General features: G+C 66.0%; 22 protein-coding genes and 1 pseudogene. 12 read left to right on the forward strand and 11 right to left on the reverse strand.

All coding sequences use genetic code 11. The features are described 5' to 3' along the window. The first annotated feature begins 38 nt into the window (after positions 1-38). A complete protein-coding gene (locus tag NFC73_RS19885; RefSeq protein ID WP_254753069.1) occupies positions 39-1,562 on the forward strand; it encodes an MFS transporter in 1,524 nt (507 codons plus the stop codon). A gap of 41 nt (positions 1,563-1,603) precedes the next feature. Here the strand turns inward: NFC73_RS19885 and NFC73_RS19890 are convergent, their stop codons facing one another. The 4 genes from NFC73_RS19890 to NFC73_RS20915 form a co-directional block, all read right to left on the reverse strand. After that, complete coding sequence (locus tag NFC73_RS19890) at positions 1,604-2,008, reverse strand: class F sortase (protein ID WP_254753071.1); 405 nt, start codon at positions 2,006-2,008, stop codon at positions 1,604-1,606. 340 nt (positions 2,009-2,348) lie between these two features. Continuing rightward, a complete protein-coding gene (locus NFC73_RS19895; RefSeq protein WP_254753073.1) occupies positions 2,349-3,413 on the reverse strand; it encodes an ice-binding family protein in 1,065 nt (354 codons plus the stop codon). Between the two features lie 324 nt (positions 3,414-3,737). After that, positions 3,738-4,445: an RraA family protein gene (locus NFC73_RS19900; protein WP_254753075.1), complete on the reverse strand. Its 708-nt coding sequence runs from the start codon at positions 4,443-4,445 to the stop codon at positions 3,738-3,740. A 70-nt stretch (positions 4,446-4,515) separates the two neighbouring features. Further along, on the reverse strand, positions 4,516-4,872 hold the full coding sequence (locus NFC73_RS20915) for a LysE family translocator (protein ID WP_308292702.1): 357 nt from the start codon (positions 4,870-4,872) through the stop codon (positions 4,516-4,518). 332 nt (positions 4,873-5,204) lie between these two features. Here NFC73_RS20915 and NFC73_RS19910 point away from each other — a divergent pair. From NFC73_RS19910 to NFC73_RS19925, 4 genes and pseudogenes are all read left to right on the forward strand, one after another. Then, positions 5,205-5,423: pseudogene (locus NFC73_RS19910) on the forward strand (Lrp/AsnC ligand binding domain-containing protein); the annotation flags it as partial. 221 nt (positions 5,424-5,644) lie between these two features. Continuing rightward, positions 5,645-7,288 carry an alkaline phosphatase D family protein gene (locus tag NFC73_RS19915; protein ID WP_254753077.1) on the forward strand — a complete coding sequence of 548 codons (1,644 nt, stop codon included), beginning with the start codon at positions 5,645-5,647 and terminating at the stop codon, positions 7,286-7,288. Further along, the gene (locus tag NFC73_RS19920; protein ID WP_254753079.1) at positions 7,285-8,595 is read left to right on the forward strand and encodes an alkaline phosphatase family protein; all 1,311 of its coding nucleotides are present in this window, start codon (positions 7,285-7,287) and stop codon (positions 8,593-8,595) included. The genes NFC73_RS19915 and NFC73_RS19920 overlap by 4 nt, the downstream gene beginning before the upstream one ends. Positions 8,596-9,106: 511 nt before the next feature. After that, positions 9,107-9,463 carry a hypothetical protein gene (locus NFC73_RS19925; protein ID WP_254753081.1) on the forward strand — a complete coding sequence of 119 codons (357 nt, stop codon included), beginning with the start codon at positions 9,107-9,109 and terminating at the stop codon, positions 9,461-9,463. A 69-nt stretch (positions 9,464-9,532) separates the two neighbouring features. Here NFC73_RS19925 and NFC73_RS19930 read toward each other — a convergent pair whose 3' ends face one another. From NFC73_RS19930 to NFC73_RS19945, 4 genes are all read right to left on the reverse strand, one after another. Next, positions 9,533-11,287 carry a thiamine pyrophosphate-dependent enzyme gene (locus NFC73_RS19930; protein WP_254753083.1) on the reverse strand — a complete coding sequence of 585 codons (1,755 nt, stop codon included), beginning with the start codon at positions 11,285-11,287 and terminating at the stop codon, positions 9,533-9,535. 55 nt (positions 11,288-11,342) lie between these two features. Beyond that, positions 11,343-12,851, reverse strand: coding sequence for an amino acid permease (locus tag NFC73_RS19935; RefSeq protein ID WP_254753085.1), 1,509 nt, complete (start codon positions 12,849-12,851; stop codon positions 11,343-11,345). A 159-nt stretch (positions 12,852-13,010) separates the two neighbouring features. Beyond that, positions 13,011-13,943, reverse strand: coding sequence for a glutaminase (locus NFC73_RS19940; RefSeq protein ID WP_254753087.1), 933 nt, complete (start codon positions 13,941-13,943; stop codon positions 13,011-13,013). Beyond that, complete coding sequence (locus NFC73_RS19945; protein ID WP_254753089.1) at positions 13,940-15,538, reverse strand: PucR family transcriptional regulator; 1,599 nt, start codon at positions 15,536-15,538, stop codon at positions 13,940-13,942. Before NFC73_RS19945 ends, NFC73_RS19940 begins: the two co-directional genes overlap by 4 nt. A 345-nt stretch (positions 15,539-15,883) precedes the next feature. On the opposite strand from NFC73_RS19945, the gene NFC73_RS19950 reads away from it, so the two are divergent. Further along, positions 15,884-16,882: an aldo/keto reductase gene (locus tag NFC73_RS19950; RefSeq protein ID WP_254753090.1), complete on the forward strand. Its 999-nt coding sequence runs from the start codon at positions 15,884-15,886 to the stop codon at positions 16,880-16,882. A gap of 204 nt (positions 16,883-17,086) precedes the next feature. Here the strand turns inward: NFC73_RS19950 and NFC73_RS19955 are convergent, their stop codons facing one another. The 3 genes from NFC73_RS19955 to NFC73_RS19965 form a co-directional block, all read right to left on the reverse strand. Beyond that, entirely contained in the window at positions 17,087-17,839 is a 753-nt protein-coding gene (locus NFC73_RS19955; RefSeq protein ID WP_254753092.1) for a hypothetical protein, read from the reverse strand. Between the two features lie 263 nt (positions 17,840-18,102). Beyond that, positions 18,103-19,470 carry a formimidoylglutamate deiminase gene (locus NFC73_RS19960; RefSeq protein ID WP_254753094.1) on the reverse strand — a complete coding sequence of 456 codons (1,368 nt, stop codon included), beginning with the start codon at positions 19,468-19,470 and terminating at the stop codon, positions 18,103-18,105. Next, positions 19,467-20,666, reverse strand: coding sequence for an allantoate amidohydrolase (locus tag NFC73_RS19965; RefSeq protein ID WP_254753106.1), 1,200 nt, complete (start codon positions 20,664-20,666; stop codon positions 19,467-19,469). The genes NFC73_RS19960 and NFC73_RS19965 overlap by 4 nt, the downstream gene beginning before the upstream one ends. A gap of 256 nt (positions 20,667-20,922) precedes the next feature. Here NFC73_RS19965 and NFC73_RS19970 point away from each other — a divergent pair, with 256 nt between their 5' ends. The 6 genes from NFC73_RS19970 to NFC73_RS19995 form a co-directional block, all read left to right on the forward strand. Then, positions 20,923-21,609, forward strand: a complete 687-nt coding sequence (locus tag NFC73_RS19970) for an IclR family transcriptional regulator (RefSeq protein ID WP_246848633.1) — start codon at positions 20,923-20,925, stop codon at positions 21,607-21,609. Beyond that, the gene (locus NFC73_RS19975; RefSeq protein WP_248763817.1) at positions 21,606-22,712 is read left to right on the forward strand and encodes an ABC transporter ATP-binding protein; all 1,107 of its coding nucleotides are present in this window, start codon (positions 21,606-21,608) and stop codon (positions 22,710-22,712) included. The genes NFC73_RS19970 and NFC73_RS19975 overlap by 4 nt, the downstream gene beginning before the upstream one ends. Further along, positions 22,709-23,359 (forward strand): ABC transporter permease, encoded by a 651-nt coding sequence (locus NFC73_RS19980; RefSeq protein WP_254753096.1) that lies wholly within the window; start codon positions 22,709-22,711, stop codon positions 23,357-23,359. Before NFC73_RS19975 ends, NFC73_RS19980 begins: the two co-directional genes overlap by 4 nt. After that, a complete protein-coding gene (locus tag NFC73_RS19985; RefSeq protein ID WP_254753098.1) occupies positions 23,356-24,072 on the forward strand; it encodes an ABC transporter permease in 717 nt (238 codons plus the stop codon). The genes NFC73_RS19980 and NFC73_RS19985 overlap by 4 nt, the downstream gene beginning before the upstream one ends. Before the next feature lie 100 nt (positions 24,073-24,172). Further along, positions 24,173-25,084, forward strand: a complete 912-nt coding sequence (locus NFC73_RS19990; protein WP_254753100.1) for an ABC transporter substrate-binding protein — start codon at positions 24,173-24,175, stop codon at positions 25,082-25,084. A 27-nt stretch (positions 25,085-25,111) separates the two neighbouring features. After that, the coding region (locus NFC73_RS19995) for a urocanate hydratase family protein (protein ID WP_504967626.1) at positions 25,112-25,891 on the forward strand (780 nt) is incomplete at its 3' end.

A 25,891-nucleotide genomic window follows, 5' to 3' on the forward strand; every position in this document is an offset into this window, starting at 1 on the left:
TCCTTGTCATTCAATGACGTGTCATATAAGTTGTAGCCATGACTTCAACTTCCACCCTTGAAAGATCAGCCGGAGGCCGGCTGACAGCCGTGCGCTGGACCCGTGCACAATGGATGCTCCTCCTGGTCCTGTGCACCGTCCTGGCACTCGACGCACTGGACGTATCAATGGTCGGCGTGGCCCTGCCCTCGATCGGCACCGAACTTCATCTCGGAACCGAATCCCTCCAGTGGATCGTCTCCGCCTACGTGCTCGGCTACGGAAGCCTGCTCCTGCTGGGCGGACGGATGGCGGACCTGCTCGGCCGGCGTCGTATCTTCCTGATTGCGCTCGGCGTTTTCGCCGCAGCATCCCTGCTCGGCGGGCTGGTGGATGACCCGGCGCTGCTGATCGCCACCCGGTTCGTCAAGGGCCTGGCCGCCGCATTCACGGCTCCCGCCGCCTTCTCGATCATCACTACCAGCTTCGCCGAAGGGCGCGAACGCAACCGCGCCTTGTCCATCTTCACCACGTTCGGCGCCAGTGGATTCTCCCTCGGCCTGGTGGTGGGTGGCCTCATGACCTCCCTGAGCTGGCGCTGGACCTTCCTGGTCTCCGTTCCGGTGGCAGTCGCCGTCGTGATCCTTGGCCTGAGGTACATCCCCCGGGACGAAGCCGCAGGCCGGGCCGGGGGCAAGGACACCACCGGGGAGCAGGAGAGCGGGCATGACGTCTGGGGCGCCATCACGCTCGCGGGCGGCATGCTGGGGCTGGTGTACACGCTGGTAGCGGCACCGGGGAACGGCTGGGGATCTGTGGCAACTATCGCCGGATTCGTAGCCTCCACCGCGGTGCTGGCAGCGTTCGCCGTGATCGAAAACCGCGTCAAGCACCCCCTGATCCGGTTCAGCATCCTCAAGGAAGGCTGGGTTGCCCGGGCCAACCTCAGTGCCGTGGGGCTGTTCGGCTCCTATCTGAGTTTCCAGTTCATCCTGACGCTCTACCTGCAGTCCGTGCTGGGATGGAGCCCCCTTGGCATGGCCCTGGCGCTGCTCCCGACCGGCTTGCTGGTTGCCTCGAGCGCACCCTTCGCGGACCGGCTCATCGAGAGATTCGGCGCCCCGCGGCTGATCCTGACGGGACTGGCGTCGTTGACGCTCGGATACGTGCTGTTCCTTCGCGTAGGCACCTCGCCCAATTACGTGACCGACATCCTGCCGTCCGTCCTGTTGCTGGGGATTGGCTTCGCCCTCGCCTTCCCGTCCATCAACGTCCAGGCCACCGCTGGCATCCGTGATTCCGAGCAAGGCCTGGCCGCAGGCCTGATCCAGACCAGCACCCAAGTCGGCGCCGCCCTGGTGCTGGCCGTCACCACGGCAATGGTGAGCGGTCACGGCAATGTGCCCGAGGCAGGTGCCGCCCTCGATGCCGCCGCGATGCTGGAACAGTACCGGCCGGGCCTGATCCTGAGCGCGGCGGTGGCCGTGGCTGCCCTCATTATTGCCGCGACGCCCAGGCTGTCGCTGGGTAAGAGGCGACAGCCGGAAGTGGAGTCCGGCGAGCGCCTCTTGGACACACCATGAGCCTTGAGCAACCGAGAGCGGTTGAACGATCCGCCCTGTTGCTATGCGGCAGGCAGCGGGCTGGCTTGAATGATGATGTTTTTCCCCCCTAGGTCTTCCATAAAACACGTGATCAGGACGAGACGGCCCGGCGCCTTGTCCCAGATCGCGCTGTCCTTCAGGGTGTCCTTGTACTCCGTGGTGACCCGATCGATTTTGTAGTGGACCGGTCCTTCTGCCGTGGTGACGGTCAATACATCACCAGGTTGTGACAGGGAACTGATGTTGTTGAATGGGGACGCCCGCCCCTCCCAGCTGTGCCCAACTATGTAGGTGGTGTTAGTGGACCAGGCGCCAGGGGCCCCGTACGGGGTAAGCCAGTAGGCGTCCGCGGTGTGTGGAGGAACGATGGAACCGAGGCTCGTCTCCTGCTCAGTCGGAGACAACGGCAGGACGGCTTGATCCATCTCCACCGCCCCATACGTGATGTGCAATGGCGGTGAGCCAGTAGAGGAAGCATCGGCCTCCTCCAGTGCATTGTTAGGCGGGCTTGCGGCGACGAAGGACTGCGGTGAGTCGGAAGTTTGCGGACTCGTTGTAACTGTCGATGAAGACCCCCACGCCAAAAGCACTGCGGCCAGCGATACCCCACCAACAAGCGAGCGGACCACCGCCGCCCTGCCCACGGTCCTCGCCTTCCGCTTTCCAGCACGAGCGCGCCCGGCCGACGACGGACGCCCCACCAGGTGTACCGGGCCCGGCGTGCGGAGGTGCCGGCCGCTTAGAACAGAACCCCTCCGCAAACCTCTACTCCTGACTGCTCCGACGCCTACCGGCTACCGGCCTGACGGCAAATACGATTGCTGTGGTTACTGCAAGAGCGGCAGCGATTGCGCCGAAAACCGCCGGGCCTCCGTTTGAAGGGCTTACCGCCGTGTCAACGTTGGTGCCTTTGTTCCTGCCCAACCCGCCCGTGCCGGCCAGTGGCACTGCCGATTCAGAGGGGGTGGATTCGGTCTCGTTAGCCCGCGGTGTGGTGGTGTCAATTGCCGTCGGTGAAGGGCTTTGGGTTGTCGTCGTTGGCGTCCCAGTGGCGGGGGCCGATGTGCTGGGCGTTGTGGCGCAGGAGGGACTGATAAACACGTTCGTATCCAGTGAGACCTGCCCGTTACGGGCCAGTGCCCGACCCTCTACTGTTGCGCCAGTCTCGACAGTTATCGATGTGAGGGCAAGAATGGTCCCTTTGAAACTTGAGGCGGTGCCCAAAGTAGCTGAGCTGCCAACCTGCCAGAACACGTTGCAGGCTTGGGCGCTGTTGGTCAGGATGATGCTGCTGGCCGAAGCGGTGATTAGCGTCGAAGCTGCTTGGAAGACAAATACGGAGTTGGGATTGCCTTGGCCGTCAAGCGTGAGCGGTCCGCTGAGGGCCAACGAGGAAGTGGACCCGTAGACACCTTCCGTTAGGGTCCTGCCCACAAGGTCTCCCGAAACGCTGGTAGTCAACGGTTGGCCTGCGGCGTTGTTGTAGGCAATGGTCACGTCCGACTGCGCTTGGAGGGCCACCGCATCGGCTGCGTGGGTGACCCCGGCCGAATTGCCAGGCGGAAACCCGGTGATCGCAGTCCCTGGGCTGACGCCCAGGTCTCTTTGGAGTGTAGTGAGACCGGTGTTGGTCACTGTGGTGCCGGCAAGCACGGAGTAGGAGGTGGCGGTGCCTAAATTGACCGTGGTGGCCGCGAAGGCCGGCACCTGCTGCAACAGTATGGCCGCGGCCAGGATAACAACGCCGGTTGCGCCGCCTACTGCTGCTCGACGGCGAAATACGCTCGAAATGTGCTTGTGCGACCCAAGATGCGCTGAATTGTGTTTCATGGCAGTCCCTTCCCAGTAGGGCAAACGCCCTAAGACACTGCCCCACAAATTTGTAAGAGAGCTTACTAACGGACTCTACGCCCGAAACTGCGGCGGACCTAAGGCGTGCGTTGGCTGAAAACCAGCCCTCCGGGCGGCCCAGCAATTGCCGGCGAAGGCCTAGGCTCTATCCACGCAGGTCAGTGTCGAATGGTGCCGTTCGGGCCGATTTCCGACACCGCCATATTCGCCGAATAGTTAATCGAATATTTGGATAAATGTCGGACGGATCAACAGCGAGCCCACATCATCGAGGATGTCTTGGAGGGCTCGTCGAAGCACCGGCTACTCTTCAATCTCCCCTCCGAACGCGCGCAGGTGCTGGCGGAAGGTGATGCCGGGGTCCGTGTCCCGGGCTGCGAGGTACTCCCCCAGGCGGGCCTGGGTCCGGAACGTGGTTCCCATATGCATTTTCGCGGTCTGGGAGCGTTCCGTGTCCCGGATCGTGGCGGCCACGTCAGCGACGTCGCCGGCGCGGCTGAGCGGGATGAACAGGGCACCGTCGTCGTCCCCCAGGACGAAGTCGGCGGCTGACACGCTGTGCTGGCCGCACCTTGCGGATTCGAGCGCCTCAGGGTCGCGTGGGTCGAGCCGCTGCGGGCCCACGGGCAGTGCCCCCTGGCTGAAGACCGGCAGGCGGATGCTCCGCAGCTCGGCGGTGTCGCGGTGGAGCCCCCAGATGAGGATGCCGGCCAGCCCTGCCCGGCTTACCTCGAGCGTCACGAGGTCTCCGACGCAGGCCTCGTCATGCCGTCCGCCATTGTCGACCACCAGGACATCGCCGGGATCGGCGCGTTCGATGGCCTCGAGGAAGACGTCGACGCTGCCGTAGTGCCGGGCAGGTCGGATCCGGCCCGCCACGTGCGTGCCGCTCCACAGCGGGACGGTTCCCGGCGGGGCCCAGCGGACCGGGATGCCGAGCCGCATGCAGGCGTCCGCGACGTGCGGGGTGGTGAGGTCCAGATAGGTCCGGTGAAGCTGTTCGGGATGCAAGGCGTACTCCTGGGTTCATTGATGGTTCTTGGGGCTCTTTGGTGAGGTGCCGCCGTCGGGCCTTCCTTGGTCAGTGCATCAGCTGCTCCGCGAGGAGGAACAGTCCGATCGCCACCATGGCGGCGCCGGAGACGCGGGTCACCGTCCGGGCAGCGGCGGGCCGGGTGCGCAGCACCACCCGGGCCCCGGCGCCCACCCCGGTATAGACGACGGCGCAGCTCGCCACGTGAACGAGGCCCAGCGTCACAATCTGCCCGGCGACAGGCCACTCGGCGCCGGGGTCGGTGAACTGCGGCAGCAGCGCCAGGAACAGCAGGAAAAGCTTCGGGTTCAGCCCACTGATCCCCGCGCCCTTGAGCGTCTGCCGGAACCAGGAGCCGGAAGCCTGTTCGCCACCCTCCTGCGGGATGGCAGGGCTCCGGAGCATGCCGATCCCCATCCAAACCAGGTACGCCGAACCGGCGACCACAGCCCCCAACGCCGGCGGCGACCACGGCAGTGGCGGCCACATGCCCGGACAGCAGACCCCCGACGGCGGGCAGTACCGTCCGGTGCCGCTGCCCGGCCGAAATCGCATAGGCCCAGTCCGCCCCCGGGGTCAGCACAAACAGGAAGGACACCGCCCAGAACGCTGCGACAGCACCAAATGCCATTCCATCTCCTTGAATGCTGACCCGCGGAGTGTCCGAAGGTCCCCTCCAAGCCTAGGAAAGTCAGCCCCAAAGGCGCTTCCAACTTTGCGACGCCGACCGTGCCACCGTCGCATCCTTCGAAGAGGCCGTCGCCACCATCCCCAATGTCCTGCAGGCCCAGCGGCTGTTCGGCGATCCGGACTACCTCCTGCAGGTGGTCGCCCGGGACCTGCGGGCCTTCCAGAAGCTCTACGACGACCGCATCTCCACGCTCCCCGGCGTCCAGCGGCTCAGCTCCACCCTCGTGATGAAAAGCGTCGTCGAGAACCGGCCCCTGCCCTTGTGAAAACGCCGGGAAAAACCGGGAATGTGCGCCTGATCAAAGACCGGACGTCACCTCTCGGTTTTGGCGATGTGATGACCCTGGGCCAGTGGAGAACCTCTCGCTTCCCTAGTGCTGGATAAGCCAGGATATGGACTGCGCCACGGAAAACACTGGGTGAACGTCTGGCTAACTAGGCCAAAAAGCCGCCCCTTGACCCTTTGAGCGTGCGGATACTGGAAGGCATGACTAACTTTACTCGTCGTCAAGTACTGCGCTCGGCAGGGGTCGCTGCCGTGGCTGGGGCCATGGTTTCCGGCACCGCAGCAAGTGGTTTTTCCGCCTCCCCGGGCGGCGCCTTCTGCCATGGGGTCGCCTCGGGAGACCCGATGGCAGACAGCGTGCTGCTGTGGACCCGCGTGACGCCAGCGCCCGCAGCGCTGCCAGGCACCGGGCTGGGCCCGGATGTGTCCGTCGGCTGGGAAATCGCTGCAGACGCCGGCTTCAAGAAGATCGTGGCCAGGGGTACTGCCGCCACCGGCGCGGCCCGGGACCATACGGTCAAGGTCATCGCGGGCCGGCTGGCCCCTGCCACCAACTACTGGTATCGCTTCAAGCTGGGACAGGCCGTATCGCCGGCGGGCCGTACGCGCACCGCCCCCGCGGCGGGTGCGGCCGTGGACCGGCTGAAGTTCGGCGTCGTGTCGTGCGCCAACTGGCAGGCGGGCTACTTTTCGTCCTACCGCCATCTGGCCGCGCGCGGCGACCTCGACGCCGTCCTTCACCTCGGCGACTACCTCTACGAATACGGGCCCGGCGAATACCAGGCACGCGACGTCGTCGTCCGCCCCCACGAACCCGCCCACGAAATGACACAGCTGGCGCACTACCGGCGCCGTCACGCCCAGTACAAAACCGACCCTGACCTGCAAGCCCTGCACGCCGCCGCCCCGTTCATCGTGACCTGGGACGACCATGAATCCGCTAACGACGCGTGGAAGGGCGGCGCCGAAAACCACACCGAGGGCGCCGAAGGCGCGTGGATGGAGCGCGTCGCCGCCGCGCAGAAGGCTTACGCCGAATGGATGCCCGTGCGCTATGAGCCGGGCGGCCAACTGTACCGACGCCTGGACTTCGGCTCCCTCGCCAGCCTGTCCATGCTGGACCTGCGCTCCTACCGTGACCAGCAGGCCGCCAACGGTGCGGATCCCTCCGTCAGCAGCCCCGCCCGCACTATCACCGGCGCCGCACAGATGGACTGGCTGCTGGGCAACCTCAAGTCCACGGGCCCGCAATGGAAGCTTGTGGGCAATCCCGTCATGATTGCGCCCGTCCGCGTTCCCTCGACCCTGAACACGGCAGAGCTGGCCGGTGTGCAAAAGCTGATGGGCGGCAGGAGCATCAGCGGCGTGCCTTATAACGTGGACCAATGGGACGGCTACGAGGCGGACCGCAACCGCGTGGTCCGCCACCTGCGGGATAACGCCGTCAAAGACACCGTGTTCCTCACCGGCGACATCCACTCCGGCTGGGCCTGCGACATCCCCGCGGATCCGGCCAGCTACCCGGCCACCGGTGATTCCGTGGCCGCGGAACTCGTCTGCACGTCCGTCACGAGCGACAACCTCGACGACATCCTGAACGTTCCGCCCCGGACCGCATCCGTCGGCGTCGAGAACGCCATCAAGGCGGCCAACCCGCACGTGAAGTACCTGGACTTCGACTCGCACGGCTACTCCGTCCTGGACGTGACCGCCGCCGGCGTTCGGATGGACTGGTTCGTCCTCGCCGAACGCACGTCCGCCAGCTCAGGAGCCACACTGTCCACATCATTCAACGTCCAGGCCAACTCCGGCAAAGTCACCCCGACGCAGGGAGGACTCCAGTGAGCCGTTCAACGCAGCAGGGCACGCCCGCCGGCAGCAGACTTACGACGCCGGGACGCCGGCAGTTCCTGCAAATCGCCGCCGCCGGCGGGGCCGCCGTCGTCCTTTCAGCGGCACCCGGCACCGCCTGGGCCGCCCCCGCCGCTGGACGGACCCGAAGCTACGTGCTGGTGGTGGACGGCTGCCGGCCGGACGAAATCACGCCCGCCCTGACGCCGAGGCTGGCTGCCCTCCGCGATGCCGGCACCAATTTCCCGGCGGCACGCTCCCTGCCGGTGATGGAAACCATCCCCAACCACGTCATGATGATGTCGGGTGTCCGCCCGGACCGCTCGGGCGTGCCGGCCAACTCCATATTCGACCGGACCGACGGCGTCGTCCGCGACCTCGACCGGTCCACGGACCTGCACTTCCCGACCCTCCTGGAGCGACTGCAGGAGCTCGGCCTCACCACCGGCTCCGTGCTGAGCAAGAAGTACCTTTACGGCATCTTCGGTACCCGCGCCAGCTACCGGTGGGAACCCCAGCCACTGCTTCCCTTAACCGGCCACGCGCCCGACGCCGCCACCATGGACGCCCTGCTGGCCATGGTGAACGGGCCGGATCCGGACTTTGTGTTCACCAATCTGGGCGACATCGACCGCGTGGGCCACTCAGACGTTTCCGGAACCACGCTGCGGGCGGCGCGCGAGGCTGCCCTGGCGGAAACAGACCTGCAGGTGGGGCGTTTCATCGACCACCTCAAGAACACCGGCAAATGGGAGTCCAGCGTGGTGATGGTCCTCGCCGACCATTCCATGGACTGGTCCATCCCCAGCAACCTCATCTCGATCAACCTCGTCCTCCAGTCCCGTCCGGAGCTGCAGTCGAACATCACGATTGCCCAGAACGGCGGCGCGGACCTGCTCTACTGGACCGGCCCCGAGCCCGACCGCGCGGCCGGACTGGCCGCCGTCGAACAGCTGGTCCGGGCGCATGAGGGCGTGCTCTCGGTCAACAGGCCTGCGGACCTGCGGCTGGGCGACGAGGCCGGAGACCTGGTGGCCTACTGCCGGGCGGGCTGGCGCTTCTCCGACCCTTACGTCGCGTCCAACCCGATCCCTGGCAACCACGGTCACCCCGCCACAGAGCCCATCCCGTTCTTCATATCAGGCGGCAGTCCGCTGGTAGTGAAAGAATCGGTGTCCTCCGAGGCTGCCCGGACCGTCGACGTCGCGCCCACCATCGGCGGAATCTACGGGCTCAAGGCCCCCGCGGGAGGCTACGACGGCACGGGCCGGGTCACTGCCCTGACGAAACCGCGCAACTGAGGACGCACTGTCAGGCTCTGCTGCCTGGTTGGTGTTCCCATCCGCGGGGGCCGGTTGCTGCATGGCACCGATCGCCGCGCCGCGCGCCCAGTGCGTGTCGTCGACGTCGATCACGGTCAGCGGGATGGCTCGGGCGTGGCGTTCGCGGTTGTGCATGGCGGCCCAAGAAGCTCCTCCTCACCGACCTGAAGAAGTTCCTGACCCCGGAAGCACCACCGTCCGCGCCTCATGCACCAACCCCGTTGAATCCCACCAAGAGAAAACGCACCAGTCATGAAAAGCAGAGCCCCTCGTCCACGCCAGCCCCTTCGCCTGCCGAAGGCATAAAGTACACGGCGGCCCCGGTAGCCGATGCCTGCCGCAATGCTCCTCGAAATGTGTCCTCCCGGCCTTCCCGCGGCTCTCTGGGTGCTCCCCTGTGATTGGGGCTATTAGCCCGCCTCTATTACTGGCTTCACGCCAGTCCTACACTGGTTTGCACTCAGCGGTTGCGTGTATGAGGGAGAAGATCATGGCGGTCATCGAGCAGGTGCGTGAAGGAATGCACGTCGTTTCGTCGGATGGGAAGAAGATCGGCAAGGTCGAGGCCCTGAAAATGGGTGATCCGGAGGCAGTGACGTCGGACGGCCAAACCGACCCCGAGACAGGAGGCCTCGTCAACACCGTGATCGACGGATTTGCTGCGACCTCCAATTTGCCCCACCACACCGCAGAAAGGCTGCTGCGGATCGGCTACGTGAAGGTCGACAGATCCGGTTTGTTGACTGGCCACGCGTACTTCGCATCGGATGAGCTGGACCGCGTTGAGGGCGATACGTTGTGGCTCATAGAGATCCGGCACGCGGGTCAAGAGGAAATGACAAAATAGCGTCCGCCGCGAAAAACAGCGGACGACGGCGGAATGCCCCGCCGTCGACCGCTGCTCTCTCGGGTTGGCTCAGTAGGCCTTAACCCGCTGTTCCACGATGAGATGGATGAGGGCAAAGACGCCGTCTTCATCGATGGCCGCAAGGGCGGCGTCCAGTGCGGCGGGAACGTCGCAGTCCTCGGTGACAGTGATCCCGAAACCGCCAAAGGCGCGTGCCATCAGGCCGAAGTCCGGGTTCTTCAGCTGGGTCCCGGACACGCGTGAGGGGTAGCGACGCTCCTGGTGGGTGCGGATGGTGCCGTACTCCTGGTTGTCCATGACGATCACCAACGGCGTGGCCCCGTACTGGGCCGCAGTGGCAAGCTCCTGGCCGTTCATGAGGAACTCGCCGTCCCCGGCGATGGTGACCACGCGGCGCCCGGGTTCGGCAAGTGATGCCGCAATGGCCGACGGCACCGAATAGCCCATGGAGCCGTTACGGGCGCTGATCATGGAGGCGTAGCGGCGTGTGGGGAAGTAGCGGTGGGCCCAGTTGGTGTGCTCGCCGGCGCCGAACGTCACCTGTGAGTCCTCCGGCAGCTTCGGCACCAGGTTAGCCATCAAAGTGTCCATCCGTGCCTGCCCTGTTGCCGGTGCCGCCGCGGGTAGTGCGGCGAACCGCTCCTGCTCGCCCCGCATCCGGTCCGTCCACGCTTTCCATTCTTCCTTCACCGGCAGGTCGATGCCCACCAGGTCGCGGACAAAGGCCTCGGGCTTGGCCAGAATCTGCCGTGAAACGGGCCCCGACCGGCCACGGAGTGAGGGGTCGGCTGCGACCAGGAAGTTCTTCTTGTTCCAGTCCTGCCGGCACACGAATCCGTCCGTGATCACGTCGCCCGGGACGGTCCCCACAAACACCAGCAGATCCGTTTCCTCGAGCAGGTCGTACGTGGGACGGGGGCGGCCGTAGCCAATGGGGCCCACATAAGACGGGGAATCGAACGAAACCGTTCCCTGCGTCCGCCATTCAGCTGCGGCCGGGATGTGGTGCCGTTCCAGCCATCCCGTCAGCTGGTCCGCTGCTTCCGGCGTCCAGTCGTTGCCGCCGGTGACAAAGAGCGGTTTGCTGGATTCTGCCAGCGCAGCCTCCAGGGCGGCGGCGTCTGTGCTGCTCATGCCGCCGGCCGCGACCGGGATGGCGGGGTGCAGCTCCGGGTCGATCTGCTGCCGGAGGATGTCCTCCGGCAGGCCCACCACCACCGGACCCGGCCGCCCGCTCATGGCCGCAAACATCGCCTCAGCCACGATCTCGGAGGCCCGCTCCGCGTGGTCCAGGACCATAACGCGCTTCGCGCCGGTGTCGAACCAGGCCTTGATGTCGAACTCCTGGAACGCCTCGCGGTCCCGGTGCGCGAAGGGGATCAGGCCGACGAACAGCAGCATGGGGGTGGAGTCCTGCCACGCGGTGTGCAGCCCCACATGCGCGTTGGCTGCGCCGGGCCCGCGCGTCACCATCGCGATGCCCGGGCGCTGGTGCATCTTGCCGTCGGCCTCGGCCATGTAGGAGGCACCGCCCTCGTGCCGGCAAACGATCGTTTCAATCTCCGAGCTGTGCAGGCCGTCCAGGACGTCCAGGAAGCTTTCGCCGGGAACTACGTAGCTCCGCTCCACACCGTGGGCCACCAGCGAATCCACAATCACGTGCCCGGCGGACTTCAGAGCGGGCCGGCTGCCTGCATGGGATGGGTCCGGATGCCTGGCCTGCCCGGAACCTTGATCCGGGATTACGACGGCGGCGGGCAGGGTGCGGGATGCGGTCAGGGTTGCTTCGGTTTCCGTTGTCATGGGCTTTCTTTGGCTGTTCGGACTGGTTTGGATGCGCTGAGAGGACGGTGCGGGCTTATCTGAAGGTCTCCGCCGGCAGGTTGGCGATGACGGGGGCTGTGCCGGTGAAGCCTTCGCGGGTTTCGGCGATCTCGCGGATCCGTTGGCGGCAGGCGTACCAGCCGAACACCATCAGCACGGAGGCGATGGCGGTGACGAGCATGGTGAGCGGGGAGTCGATGAACACCATGACCAGGACGCTGGCCAGGAAGAGCAGGGAGAGGTAGCCGGTGTAGGGGGCGCCGAACATCCGGAAGGACGGGCGTTTGAGCCAGCCTTTGTTCGCCCAGCGTTGGAGCTGGATCTGGCAGAGCACAATGGTTGCCCAGGTCATGACGATGCCCACGGACGCCACGTTCAGCACGATCTCGAAGGCCTGTGCGGGGACGAGGTAGTTCAGCGGAACGCCGAGGAGGGATACTCCGGCGGTGATGGCGATGCCGCCGTAGGGGACGCCCGCCTTGTTCATCCGGCCCGCGAACTTCGGGGCCGAACCGTTCACGGACATGGAGCGGAGTATGCGTCCGGTGGAATATAGGCCGGCGTTGAGCGAGGAGAGCGCGGCGGTGAGGACCACCAGGTTCATGATGACGTCCACGCCCTGGATGCCGATGGAACCGAAGAACGTCACGAACGGGCTGACGCCCTTTTCGTAGGACGTGTAGGGCAGCAGGAGGGCGAGCAGGATGACGGAGCCGACGTAGAAGACCGCGATTCGGAAGACCACTGAGTTGATGGCCTTGGGCATGATCTTTTCCGGGTTCTGGGTTTCGCCGGCGGCGGTGCCGACGAGTTCGATGGAGGCGTAAGCGAACAGGACGCCCTGCATCAGGATGATCATGGGGAGCAGGCCGTTGGGGAAGATTCCGCCGTTGTCCGAGAGCAGGCTCAGGCCCACGGGCTGGCCGTCGACGGGGGTGCCGAAGATGACGAAGTAGGTGCCGACGACGAGGAAGACGACGAGGGCGGCGACCTTGATCAGGGCGAACCAGAACTCGAGCTCACCGAAGACCTTAACGGAAACGAGGTTCAGGGCGAGGACCACCACGAGCGCGATCAGGGCCCAGGCCCACTGCGGGACCTCGGCCATCCAGGGGATGTAGTTGCCGAAGAAGTTCATGTAGAGCGCGGCGGCGGTGATGTCCACGATGGTGGTGGTTGCCCAGTTGATCCAGTAGAACCAGCCGGAAACGAAGGCGGCCTTCTCGCCGAAGAATTCGCGGGCGTAGGAGACGAACGAGCCCGACGACGGCCGGTGCAGGACCAGTTCGCCCAGCGCCCGCAGGATCAGGAACGCGAAGAAGCCGCAGACGGCGTACGCGATGACCAGCGACGGGCCGGCGGCGTTCAGGCGGCCGCCGGCGCCGAGGAACAGGCCGGTGCCGATCGCGCCGCCGATGGCGATCATCTGGATCTGCCGCGGTTTGAGGTTCTTGTGGTAACCCTTGTCCTCCGCGTGCAACGCACTCTCAGAGGCGTGCGCCTGGGGCGGGACGGTGTGGTCAGTGATGGGTGAATTCGACATAGGGGTGTCCTTAATACGTTGCGGGAAAGGGGCCCACGACCGCAGGGTTCCCTGGCCGAGCTTGCGAGGCTAGGGGGCGGTTGGGGATGGTTGATCCTTTCGATACGGAGAAGATCCTGCTTGGGTGGGGAAGAAGGTGTGGGGATGTGCAGCCGGGGACTAGAAGACGGACCAGCCGGTGCGGTCGGAAAGGTCGGCGAGGGCTGCAGTGCCGGCCAGGGAGTTTCCTTTGGCGTCCAGCCGCGGACTCCAGACGCAAATGGCACATTCGCCTGGCACGATGACCAGGATCCCGCCGCCCACACCGCTTTTTCCGGGGAGGCCCACGCGGTAGGCGAATTCGCCCGCGGCGTCGTACATGCCGCACGTCAGCATGATGGAGCCGATGCGTTTCGCATCGCTGGGGGACACCACGGTTCCGCGCGCTCCCCGGCCGTCCCGGGCGAGGAAGAGTCCGGCTTTGGCGAGTTCCACGCAGGTCATCATGATGGAGCACTGGCGGACATAGTTTTCCACCACGGATTCCGCGGTCCGGTTCAGGTTGCCGAAATCCTTCAGAAAGTGCGCCAGCGCCAGGTTGCGGCTGCTGCCGGCGAGCTCGCCTGCTGCGGCGGCCTCATCGATGAAGGGCCCGGTGCTGGCCGCCTGGGCGGTGAGGAACCGCAACACCTGGGTGGCGGCGTCGGACGTTTCTTCCATCAGGTGGTCCGTGACCACCAGGGCGCCGGAATTGATGAAGGGGTTCCGCGGGATGCCGTGCTCCAGTTCCAGCTGGACGAGGGAGTTGAACGAGGTGCCGGACGGCTCGCGCAGCACGCGGGACCACAGTGTTCCTGAGCTGTCGCCCCGGAGCGCCATGGCCAGGGTGAACACCTTGGAGATGCTCTGGATGGAGAACGGAACGTCCGCATCGCCGGAACTGAACACCTCGCCGGAAGCGGTGGCAACGGCGATCCCGAACCTGTTGAAGGGGACGGCTGCCAGAAGGGGGATGTTGGCCGGGACGGACCCGGATACCCGGTGTGGCCTGTGGCCGCGGACGATGTCGTCCAGCATCGGGCCCAATGGCGGTGCCTTGAGTGCTGTGGTCATTTCCTGCCCAGCTGTTCTTTAGGTGTGCCGGCCCATTCCTGGATATGGAGCAGTGCCACCAGCGAGTCCCGGGGGACGCCGAAGTTCAGGCCGGTCGCCCGGGATGCCTTGCTGATCCGGTAGTAGACGGTGTTCTTGTGCAGCCCCATCCTGCTGGCGCACTCCGCGACGTCGAGTGAGGCTTCGAAGTACGCGTGCAGCGTTTCCGCGAGTTCGGCGTCCTGCCTCAGCAGCGCGGAAAGTCCGCGGTGCCGGAAGGTGGAGGACGTGAAGTTCTGAACTGCCTCGCGGAAGAGGACCTCTGCCTCGAAGTCGTCCACGGTGGCAACAGCCGTATCCGGTGAGGTGCTGGCGCAACTCAGCAGGGCCTCGGTGATGCGCGTGATGGAGTGGATGGACAGCAGGTCCGGGACCACCGGACCGACGGCTGCGAACGGGCTGATGCCGAGGTGCTTGCCCGCATCCCGGACGATGGATTCGGCCAGGCTCCGCAGCCCGGGCTCGGCGGCGGTTGACTGCAGGCCAGGGACAATCACGGCCGTATCGCCCTTGAACTGGCCCACGACGGCGGACGCCTTGTAGGCGGCCGCGTGGATGGACGCCAGATTGGCGAGTTCGCCGTGCTTCAGTGCTGCGTCGTCTGCCTGAGCATCGGCAGCGGACATTCCTATCAAGATCAATGCTGCCGGGCGCTCAGCGGGGATCTTCTCACTGTGTGCACTGGCCGCGGCTTCCGCCGGTCCTGACAGAATCCGCGCAATGCGGTCTTCGCGCATGTGGACGGACTGCTGGTTGCGGAACCGGATCAGCTCGGCGGAGGCCCGTGCAGCAGATCCGGTGAGCACGTGTTCAACGTCGGCGCCGAAGCCCGCCCCGGTTTCCTGAAGCCAGATGTAGCCCATGATCCGGTCCCCGGCGAACAGTGTGACGGCCACGCGTTCGCGCAGCCCGTCCTGGGGCCGGGCCGGTACCCGCACGGGCAGCCGGGTCGTGTGCAGTTCACGGTAGGCGCCCAGGTCCTTCAGCAGCAGCTCGTACTTGCGCGGACCGCGCCGGGCGAGGATGGAGGCCTTGCGCAGCTCGTCGATGTCGTTCGACACAGTGGAGTATGCCAGCACCTTGTTGGCGGCGTCTTCGATGACGACGTGGCTGGAGGTGAGCCTGGCGGTGGTCTGCGCGATGGCAAACAGGTCCTCTTCCAGCAGCGTCAGCACTTCGCTCTGGTAGCTGCGCGGCTGGATGCGGTCCTTGGCGATGGACAGCAGCCGGTCCCAGTCGGCCCCCGGATCCACCAGCAGCAGGCCCGTGCCGGCATCGCGGAGCAGCTCTTCAGCTTCGGCGAGCTCTTCACGCCTTCCCTTGACGGCCACCACCGGCGGAGGGTTCTTCAGGAGCCGCCGCAGGGCGGGCAAAGCCGAGCGTCCGCGGACGCCGATCAGCAGGACAAAGGCTTCGCCGCCGTCGGACGTTTCATCATCCGCGTCCACGATCAGGAACCGTTTGATTGCAGAGCCGGCCGGGGCAGGCCGGAGGATGAGGCTGGCGAAACCCAGAGGGAGATCCGACAGGATATCGTCCACCGTAACCGCTGCCATGGGCTTCCTTCTGCGTCGATCTGGCCGGACAGCTCTGTCCGGTCACCTCATGCTATCCACGCAGGTGCCCCCAAAATATGTAACTGAACCCAAATGCAGTGGCAGCTTTTCGGTTACCTGACCAAGTCTGCGGGATGTATAGCCCTGTATGGCCGGCAAGAGCCGAAGCGGCTGGCAGCGCAGGGGTCCACAGCAGCTTTCCCCGGCGCTGGCCAGCCCTGAGGGGTGTACTGACAGAACCTGCCGCGCATCTCCAGTCGGGGTTAGCGTTTCTGGGACAGCGCGGTTCAGCCTTCTCCAGGAAGTGCGTGCCGCCTTCCCTTCTACGACACAGGAGCATGACACATGGATAAGCGCACCCTCGGCACCAGCGGCCTCGAAGTCTCCGCCATCGGGCTGGGCTGCATGAGCATGAGCGGCGGCTATAGCGACCGGCCCGATCGGCAGGAAATGATCGCGCTGATCCGCGCGGCCGTGGACCGCGGCGTCACCTTCTTTGACACGGCCGAGATCTACGGCCCCTACGCCAACGAGGAACTTGTCGGCGAGGCCCTCGCCCCGCACCGGGACGAGGTGGTGATTGCCACCAAGTTCGGCTGGGACATCGACCCCACGCAACGTATGGCAAGCGGGAAGGTCACCAGCCGTCCCGACGTCATCAAGCACGTGGTGGACGGGTCGCTCCAGCGGCTCGGAGTTGACGCCATCGACCTGTATTACCAGCACCGGGTGGACCCCGATGTCCCTATCGAGGACGTGGCGGGCGCCGTCAAAGAACTGATCGACGCCGGCAAGGTCAAGCATTTCGGCATGTCCGAGGCCGCCGCCGGCACGATTCGCCGCGCCCACGCGGTCCAGCCCGTGACTGCTGTCCAGAGCGAATACTCGCTGTGGTGGCGACGCCCCGAAGAAGACGTCCTGGCCGCCTGCGAGGAACTGGGCATCGGATTTGTGCCTTTCAGCCCGTTGGGCAAGGGCTTCCTCACCGGGACCATCGACACTTCGACCAGCTTCGAGGCCGGCAACGACATCCGCGCCACCATCCCCCGCTTCACGCCCGAGGCCAGGGAGAACAACCGTGCCGTGGTGGACCTGCTGGCCGGGATCGCGGAGCGCAAGGGCGCCACTCCGGCCCAGATTGCGTTGGCCTGGCTGCTGGCGCAGAAACCGTGGATCGTCCCGATCCCCGGCACCCGGAAGCTGCACCGGTTGGACGAGAACCTCGGCGCCGCCAACCTAACCCTGTCCGCGGACGAACTCACTGAGATCGAAGACGCCGCCGCCAAAATCCAGGTTCAGGGTGGCCGTTACAACGAAGCCGGGGAACGGATGACCAACCTCTGACGCGGCAGCTCCAGCTGCAGGCCCCTGGTTGAAAGCCCCTTTGGTTGGAAGCCCCCACGCGAGTTGGACTCGAGCGCGGGGGCTTCCGGGTTTCGGTGGGGGGAACGAAACCGAGATCAATCTACCGAATCCGTACGGGCGCAAAGGTCGAAAATGGCCTGCCCGCACAAATCTTGTGTGAACCTTGAGCCAGCCCGCAGGCGCCTAAGCCGCTGCCCTCAATGAGGTGATCATCCGCTTGATGTCCCGGTACTCTGCAGTATCCGCGTACTTCTTGGCCTGCTCCAGATACGGCAGGGACTCGGCCCCCGGCGTCACGTTGTTCCCAGGGTTATAGAACGCACCGAACATGGCAGCGGTGGGAGGCCAGGTGAAGAAGTGGAAGATGGCGCACGCCGAGTCGCCGTCCGGTGGAGGGACCGACGTGATGCCATAGGCAGCAGCCGGAGTGTCGGCCGGACCCGGCGCAGCATCATTGCCACGGGTCTCGAAAACGTATCGGGGCGCCACACCGCCCTGGGTCAGGGCCGGGATCTCCTGCGTCTCAAGCACCTCGTAGGGGAACCGCTCCAGGCACGTGGACCCGGTAGCCATGTTGGTCCGGAGCGTCGCCAGCGGCTTGCCGGCCTGGTTGGTCACCTCTGCGAAGGCGCCCCCGCCCTCCGGCACTTCGCCGGCCGGGTCCCGGACGCTCCACACGGCCGGGTGTTCGAACGTCAGTAGGCCGTCCGCCGTGGTGTAGCTGGTCCAAGCGGCCGACGCCGGCGCGGTGCCGATGGCGCTCGGCGACACCGTCGCCGTCGGCACGGCAGCAGTGGTTCCGGTGGCCGCGGACGTGACGGTGGCACCCGGCGAGACAGTCGCCGTCGGCCCCGCCTGCGGGCCGCACCCCGCCAGCAGCAGCGCCATCAGAATAGCTGTGGGAATTACCGCGGCTGACGCGGCCGGACTGCGCATCACACCCTCCTTTGGGCCTGACTTTTGGTCCTTAAATTGTGGTGCTGCCGGGCACACATGGATCCCGCGGCGGCCCGATTGGCGCCGAACCGTTGCGGGGATAACAAACGGATCCCGCAAACCCGCGGCTCAGGAATAGAGGGCCGCGAGCAGCTCGACGACGCCCTGCGTACCAGCAGGCGGGTCGGTCTTGGACCAGGCGACGGCGTCCTCGCGTCCGTGGTCCCGTACGTCGCGGACGTGAAGTACGCTGACGCCGACGGTCAGGAGAAGTTCTTGAGGGCTGCCGTCAGCAGGCTCCCCGGCGCTCCCAGGCGGTGATGCACGCCATCGGACGCCACCAATTCCCCGTTGATGACCACCGACGTGACGTCGGCGGTGGTGGCGCTCAACGGGAGCTGCTGCGGCTTCGATCCCGCGGTCCGCGCCGAGCCGGCGGCCACAGCCACCAGATCGCAGACAGCACCAACCCGCAGGGCCTCCGGTGCCACCGGCGTGGCCATGGAGCGGACTGCCCCCTCCGTGGCGGCGTGGAGCAGCTCCTCCGGCGAGAACCGGCCGCGCTCCCCGGAGCCCAGGCGTTCCCCGTACTCCAGGGCCCGCATCTCGATCCAGGGGTCGATCACTGCATGCTGGTCTGTCCCCAGCGCGATGGAGGCGCCGGCGTCGGACAGCGCCCGGGCCGGCCCGATGCCGTCGGCCAGGTCCGCCTCGGTGGTGGGACACATGACCACTGTTGCCCCGGCATTTCCGAGCAAGTCGATGTCTTCAGCCGTCAAGTGGGTGCAGTGGACTGCCGACAGGCGCGGGCTCAGCAGGCCGTGCCGGGCCAGGAGTCCTGTGGGCGTGAGCCCGTGCGCTGCCAGGCACGCCGCGTTCTCGGCGGGCTGCTCGCTCAGGTGGATATGCAGCGGCAGGTCGTGCGGCAGCTGATCGGCCACCACGGCCAGGTCCGCCTCCGGCACCCCGCGGACGGAGTGCAGCGCCGCCCCCACACTGACCATGCCCGGCGGGAACGTCCCTGCGATGTGGGTTCGAAGGGAAGCCAGCCGGTCAAGCCATGCGTGCACGTCCCGGTCCCCGAACCGTGCCTGTTCAGGGCTCAGCGGCATGCCAATGCCGCCTGCCAGGTACAGGGTGTCCAGGAGCGTCAGCCGGATCCCGGCGGCAGCAGCAGCCCTGGCCAGGGCAAGCTCCATGGCATGCGGTTCCGCGTACGGCTTGCCGCCGGGCTGGTGGTGAACGTAATGGAACTCGGCCACGCTGCTGAAGCCGGCCACCACCATCTCCGTGAAGACCGCCGTCGCGAGCTGCTCGTAGGCCTCGGGCGTCAGCTCGGCTGCACTGCGGTACATGTGCTCCCGCCAGACCCAGAAGTCGCCGCGGTTGTGGTGCGTGCGGCCGCGCAGGATCCGGTGGAACGCGTGCGAGTGGGCGTTGGCCGCGGCGGGGAAAACAACGCCGGGCAGGAGATGCGCGCCGGGCGAGGCGTCAACGGACGGGGTGATGCGGGTGATCCGGCCGTCCTCGGCCTCGATCTCCACCCGTTCGGCAACGGTGGGACCGGTGGGACCGGCACCGGGACCAGTCCCACCCTGGACTACAGCCTGCTCGCACCAGTATCGCTTCACAGCAGGCCTGCCAGGACGTCCGCGAGGGCGGCAGCGCCCGCGCCGGCGTCTTCGTCCGTGACGTGCTCCTCCGGGGAATGCGAAATTCCGCTGGGGTTCCGGACGAAAAGCATGGCGGACGGCACAAACCCGGCCAGCACACCGGCATCATGACCTGCCCCGGTGGCCAGCAGGGGAGCGTCCGGCAGCATCCCGCTGATGCTGCGGGTCAGGCCCGGATCAAAGTGCACCGTCCCGCTGTAGGACTCCTCGGTCAGGGTCACCGTGCAGCCTTCCTCCGCTGACACCCGCTGGGCCCTCCCATGGATGGCTTCGATCAGCCGGGCCGTGACGGCATCGTCCGGGTGGCGCGCATCCAGCCACATGTCCACCCGGGAGGCGATGACGTTGGTGCCGCCCGGCACCGGGATCAGGCGCCCCACGGTGGCGCGCGCATCGGGTTGGCGGGCGGCGGCCTGCCGGATGGCCACGATGATCTGGGCGGCCGCCACCATCGGATCCGCCCGGTCCGCCATCAGGGTGGTCCCGGCGTGGTTGCCCTGGCCGCTGATGCTCAGCTTCCAGCGCCCGTGGCCCAGGATGGAACTGCCGACGGCGATGGCCGGGCCGCCCGCGCCGAGGCCCTTGCCCTGCTCCACATGCAGTTCAACGAAGTCGCCGATCCGTGCCAGCGCCTGCGGATCCGGCCCGATGTGGCGCGGGTCCAGGCCATTGGCGCGGGCGACGTCGGCGAACGTGTTGCCGTCGCCGTCGCGCAGGTTCCGCGCTTTGTCGACGTCGATGGCTCCGGTCAGGAGGCGGGATCCGAGGCAGGCAACGCCAAAGCGGGAACCCTCCTCTTCCGGGAAGGCGGTAATGGCCAGGGAGCGGCGCGGCTGGACGCCCCGGGCCTTGAGGAGATCGACGGCGGCCAGCGCGGACGCGACCCCCAGGGGACCGTCGAAGGCGCCGCCGCCGGGGACGGAGTCAAGGTGGCTGCCGGTCACCAGGGCACCATCCTGGGGCTTGCCCCACCACGCCCAGATGATGCCGTTCCGGTCGGTCTCGACGTCCAGGCCACGCTGCGTTGCCTGCTCGATGAACCAGGACCTCAGGTCGAGTTCTGCCGTCGAATAGACGGCCCGGGAATAGCCTCCGCGGACCGCATCGCGGCCCACGTCCTTGATGGAATCGAGGAGTTGGTTGACGGTTTCCACATGAACCTCCGATTGGTACGACTGCCACCAAGTAAAAGCCACTTTCCACTCCATGGCAAGGCCTGGGGACAACTGCCGCGACAGTTAACGAGCCTGCAACGCGCCGGAAACAGGACTGTTGCACTGGCAACGATCAACCCGGACTTTGTGAAGAACGAGTGAAATGTAGGCGCCACCTATTGTCATCGAGTGAAAGTTGGTTTTTACTTAGTGGCAAGACATTAGTGATTCACACCACTCGAAAGCGGGTCAACCAGTGGCTGCAGATTCTTCAACCCGGACGGTGGAACGGGCCCTGGCGCTGCTGAGTGCCGTCTGCACAGACGGTGCCATCAGCCTCAGTGACGCGGCCCGGCTGGTTGATCTGTCCGCCAGCACGGCCCTGCGTCTGCTCCGGACGCTGGAGGCCAGCGGGTTCGTCTCACGGGATCCGGGCGGGAACTTCAGGCCCGGCGCCAGCGTCATCCAGTTGGGGGCACTGGCCCTGGGCCACGAATCCCTGGTCTCCCTCTGCACCCCGGCCATGAAGGAACTCGTCGCAAAAACCGGTGAGTCCTGCTACCTCAGCATTCCCGGCACTGGCGACACCGGAATCTACATAGCAATCGTTGAAGGAACCCACTCGATCCGGCATGCCAGCTGGGTCGGCAGAAGCATCCCGCTGGAGGGATCGGCCGCAGGCAAAGTCCTCACCGGCGGCGAGTCCGAACGCGGCTTCGCAGTCATGCGCAGCGGCGTTGAAGATGACGTGACGGCGGTTGCCGCCCCCGTCATCATGGGCGGCCGGACCGTGGCCGCCCTGAGCATCGTGGCACCCAGTTACAGGCTGAACGAGCTGAAGGCAACGAAGATCGGCGAGGACCTGGCGAGGGTGGCCAAAACCATTCTCACCACGCCCTCCGAAAACCATGAAAAGCCCCTGGAAAGCATGGATACAAAATGATCAGGTTTGAAAGTGTTACCAAGACCTACCCGGACGGGACAGTGGCCGTGGATGGGCTGGACCTCGAAGCCCCCACCGGTAAGCTGACCATCCTTGTGGGCCCGTCGGGCTGCGGCAAGACCACCTCGCTCCGGATGATCAACCGCCTCATCGAGCCCACCGCCGGAACCATTTACCTTGATGACCAGCCCACCTCCGGGATGGACGCAGCATTGCTCCGCCGCAGGATCGGCTATGTGATCCAGCACGCCGGGCTTTTCCCGCACCGCACCATCGTGGACAACGTGGCCACCATGCCGTTGCTCCTGGGCGAGAGCCGGCAGAAAGCCCGCATGAAGGCCCTTGAGCTCATGGAGCGCGTTGGCCTGCCGGCGAACTTCGCCAAGCGCTACCCCTGGCAGCTCTCGGGCGGCCAGCAGCAGCGTGTCGGTGTGGCCCGCGCCTTGGCGTCGGACCCCGCATTCATGCTTATGGACGAACCCTTCAGCGCCGTGGACCCCGTGGTCCGCGCGCAGCTCCAGGACGAATTCCTCCGCCTGCAGCGTGAAATCGGCAAGACCATCATCATGGTCACCCACGACATCGACGAAGCCCTCAAGCTGGGGGACCAGGTGGCCGTGATGCGCGTCGGCGGGAAGCTCGCCCAGATGGCCACGCCGTCGGAGCTGCTGACCTCCCCGGCCGACGAGTTTGTGGCCGACTTCGTGGGACGCGACCGGGGCTACCGTTCCCTCGGCTTCACCAGCGCGGCCGGAACGGTGACGGTGAGCGAAGAGGCTGTGGTCCAGCTCGGAGACTCCGCCGCGGAGGCACACGCCAAGGCCACCGGCGCGTGGGTCCTGGTGGTCGACGGCGGACGGAAGCCACTTGGCTGGGCACAGCCCGAGCTGATCGTCGGCGAGCTCAAGCGGGAGCACCTGAACCTCAGCGGCACGTCCGCAACATCGGCCGGCACCATGCGCCAGCTGCTTGACGCGGCACTGTCCTCCCCCAGCCGGCGCGGCGTCGTCGTCAATGACACCGGTGAGCTCATCGGCACGGTCACTGCGTCCGACATCGTCAAGGCCATCGAAGCCGAACCACACCTGGAGACGGCGCGATGAACATTGAATGGCTGGGCCGCCAGTTCGACAATATTGTCTTCCTGCTCGGCTGGCATGTCCTGCTTGCCGTCACCCCGTTGATCCTCGGCCTGCTGATTGCCCTGCCCCTGGGCTGGTGGGCACACCGCAGCCGCCGGATCTACCCCCTCCTGGTGGGCATCGCGGGCCTCCTGTACACCGTGCCCTCGCTGGCATTGTTCGTGCTGCTGCCGCTGGTGCTGGGCACCAAGATCCTGGACCCCCTCAACATCGTGGCCGCGCTGACCATCTACACGGTGGCGCTGCTGGTCCGAGTGGTTGCCGATGCCCTGGATTCCGTTCCTGAGGACACCGCCCAGGCGGCCAAGGCCATGGGCTACCGCGGCTACCAGAGCCTCCTCAAAGTTGAGCTTCCCGTCGGCGTGCCGGTGATCTGCGCCGGTCTCCGCGTCGCAGCGGTCTCCAACGTCAGCCTGGTGTCAGTGGCCGCGCTGCTGGGTATCCCCCAGCTCGGTTCGCTCTTCACCCAAGGCTTCCAGCTGCGGTTCTTCACCCCGATCATCGCCGGCATCATCCTCTGCGTGGTCCTGGCCATGATCCTCGACGGCCTGATCATCCTCCTCAACCGGTGGCTGACACCGTGGACCCCCAAGGTGGCGGCATCATGAACTACTTGTTCGACCCCAGTCACTGGACCGGCGCCGACGGCATCCCGAACCTGATCGGCGAGCACCTCGTCTACTCGCTCATCGCCCTCGCCATCGCGGCGGTCATCGCAGTTCCGCTCGGTGTCTACATCGGTGTCACCGGCAAGGGCGTCTTCATGATCGCCGGACTGGCCAATGCCCTCCGCGCCCTACCCAGCGTGGGACTGCTGATCCTGCTCGTGCTGCTGATCTCACCGGCCTTCCCGTCCAAGATGGGCTACATCCTGCCGAGCCTCATCGTCCTGGTGCTGCTCGCGGTGCCGCCCATCCTGACCAACACCTATGCCGGCATCCGCGCAGTGGATGCGGCCGCGGTCGACGCTGCCAAGGGCATGGGCTTCCGCACCATAAAGATCCTCACGGATGTTCAGCTCCCCTGCTCGCTCCCGCTGATACTGTCCGGCGTCCGCAGCGCATTGCTGCAGATCATCTCGACGGCGACCATCGCGGCCTACATTTCGCTCGGCGGCCTCGGCCGCCTGCTGATCGACGGCAAGGCCCAGAACGACTACAGCCAGATGGTTGCCGGCGCGGTGCTGGTGGCCCTGATGGCCCTGGTCTTTGACCAGGTGCTCGCCTTCATCACGCGCCGGATCGTCTCACCAGGACTGACCCGGCGCACCGTCAAATCGGCCGCCGCGGCCGACACCGTGAAAATCCCCGTCACGGTCTGAATCACCGCCCTACGCATCATCCCCCCTCGCCGTCCGGCGAAGACCCGCCCCAGCCTGGCCACTGCACACCCTGCGCCAGCATTCTCCAGAGAGCATTGACATGAAAAAGTACCTGACCGGCATCACCCTCGCGGCTGCTGCCGCCCTTGCCCTGACCGCCTGCGGCGGGGATCCGATGAGCAGCGGCTCCAACACCCAGGCCGCCGCCTCGAGCGACAGTATCATCGTGGGTTCCGCGGACTTCCCGGAAAGCCAGCTCATCGCCAAGATCTATGCCGAAGCCCTCAAGTCGAAGGGCGTCCAGGTGACCGAAAAGCCCAGTATCGGCAGCCGTGAAGTCACCATCCCGGCCCTCAAGGACGGCTCGATCGACCTCATGCCCGAGTACGGCGGAGCTCTCCTGCAGTACCTTGATTCCGCGACCAAGGCAGTGTCCTCCGAAGAGGTCGCCAAGGAACTGGCCACCAAGGTCCCCTCCGGGCTGACCATGCTGACGGCGTCCGAAGCCGAGGACAAGGACGTCCTGTCGGTCAAGAAGGAAACGGCCGACAAGTACAACCTGAAGTCCATCAGCGATCTGCAGCCCGTGGCCAAAGAGCTCGTCCTGGGCGGCCCGCCGGAGTGGAAAACCCGCCTGAACGGTGTGGCCGGCCTCAAGTCGGTCTACAACCTGGAGTTCAAGGAGTTCTCAGCGCTCGACGCCGGCGGTCCCCTGACGCTGAACGCGCTTCTTTCCGGGCAGGTTCAGGTTGCCGACCTCTTCAGCACCGATCCCGCACTGGCCGCCAACAACCTGGTTGCCCTCGAGGACGACAAGAACCTCTTCCTGTCAGAGAACATCGTCCCGGTCATCAACGAAAAGAAGTCCACGGCCACCGTCAAGGAGGTCCTGGACAAGGTCTCGGCTGCGCTCACTACGGAAGACCTCATCGAGATGAATGGCCGCGTGGCGAAGTTCGAGGACATCGGCGAGATCGCCAAGAGCTGGCTCAAGTCCAAGAACCTGGCCTAGGCCGCGCAGGATATTAGGAGAATTACATTGAAAGCCGATTTCACTACCGGTGCCCGCCCGGTCAAAGCTGCCCGCGGCACCGTGCTCACCGCCAAGTCCTGGCAGACCGAAGCGCCGCTGCGGATGCTGATGAACAACCTGGACCCCGAGGTTGCCGAGCGCCCGGATGATCTGGTGGTCTACGGCGGCACCGGCCGCGCCGTCCGGTCCTGGGCCGCATTCGACGCGATCACCCGCACCCTGGAAACGATGGAGAAGGACGAGACGCTCCTGGTCCAGTCCGGCAAGCCGGTCGGTGTGTTCCGGACCAACGAGTGGGCGCCGCGGGTGCTGCTGGCGAACTCGAACCTCGTGGGCGACTGGGCCAACTGGCCCGAGTTCCGCCGGCTCGAGGCCGAGGGCCTGATGATGTACGGGCAGATGACCGCCGGGTCCTGGATCTACATCGGCACCCAGGGCATCCTGCAGGGCACCTTCGAAACCTTCGCCGCAATCGCCCGCAAGCTCACCGGAGACGAAAACGGCACCCTCGCCGGCACCCTGACCCTCACCGGCGGCTGCGGCGGCATGGGCGGCGCCCAGCCGCTCGCCGTCACCCTGAACGACGGCGCCTGCCTGATCGTCGACGTTGACGAAAGCCGCCTGCGCCGCCGCGCGGGCAAACGCTACCTTGACGAGGTCGAAACCGACCTCGACACCGCGATCGCGAAGGTCCTGAAGGCCAAGGAAGAGCGCCGCGGCTGGTCCGTGGGCTATGTCGGGAATGCCGCGGAGGTGTTCCCCGAGATCCTGCGCCGCCACAACGCC

This window comes from Pseudarthrobacter humi (assembly GCF_024294965.1).
GTDB lineage: Bacteria > Actinomycetota > Actinomycetes > Actinomycetales > Micrococcaceae > Arthrobacter > Arthrobacter humi.

Coding starts and splice junctions, on each gene's coding strand:
- NFC73_RS19885 (WP_254753069.1), top strand. CDS start 39: ATGACTTCAACTTCCACCCTTGAAAGATCAGCCGGAGGCCGGCTGACA.
- NFC73_RS19890 (WP_254753071.1), bottom strand. CDS start 2,008: ATGGATCAAGCCGTCCTGCCGTTGTCTCCGACTGAGCAGGAGACGAGC.
- NFC73_RS19895 (WP_254753073.1), bottom strand. CDS start 3,413: ATGAAACACAATTCAGCGCATCTTGGGTCGCACAAGCACATTTCGAGC.
- NFC73_RS20915 (WP_308292702.1), bottom strand. CDS start 4,872: ATGCTCCGGAGCCCTGCCATCCCGCAGGAGGGTGGCGAACAGGCTTCC.
- NFC73_RS19915 (WP_254753077.1), top strand. CDS start 5,645: ATGACTAACTTTACTCGTCGTCAAGTACTGCGCTCGGCAGGGGTCGCT.
- NFC73_RS19925 (WP_254753081.1), top strand. CDS start 9,107: ATGGCGGTCATCGAGCAGGTGCGTGAAGGAATGCACGTCGTTTCGTCG.
- NFC73_RS19930 (WP_254753083.1), bottom strand. CDS start 11,287: ATGACAACGGAAACCGAAGCAACCCTGACCGCATCCCGCACCCTGCCC.
- NFC73_RS19935 (WP_254753085.1), bottom strand. CDS start 12,851: ATGTCGAATTCACCCATCACTGACCACACCGTCCCGCCCCAGGCGCAC.
- NFC73_RS19940 (WP_254753087.1), bottom strand. CDS start 13,943: ATGACCACAGCACTCAAGGCACCGCCATTGGGCCCGATGCTGGACGAC.
- NFC73_RS19945 (WP_254753089.1), bottom strand. CDS start 15,538: ATGGCAGCGGTTACGGTGGACGATATCCTGTCGGATCTCCCTCTGGGT.
- NFC73_RS19950 (WP_254753090.1), top strand. CDS start 15,884: ATGGATAAGCGCACCCTCGGCACCAGCGGCCTCGAAGTCTCCGCCATC.
- NFC73_RS19955 (WP_254753092.1), bottom strand. CDS start 17,839: ATGCGCAGTCCGGCCGCGTCAGCCGCGGTAATTCCCACAGCTATTCTG.
- NFC73_RS19975 (WP_248763817.1), top strand. CDS start 21,606: ATGATCAGGTTTGAAAGTGTTACCAAGACCTACCCGGACGGGACAGTG.
- NFC73_RS19980 (WP_254753096.1), top strand. CDS start 22,709: ATGAACATTGAATGGCTGGGCCGCCAGTTCGACAATATTGTCTTCCTG.
- NFC73_RS19985 (WP_254753098.1), top strand. CDS start 23,356: ATGAACTACTTGTTCGACCCCAGTCACTGGACCGGCGCCGACGGCATC.
- NFC73_RS19990 (WP_254753100.1), top strand. CDS start 24,173: ATGAAAAAGTACCTGACCGGCATCACCCTCGCGGCTGCTGCCGCCCTT.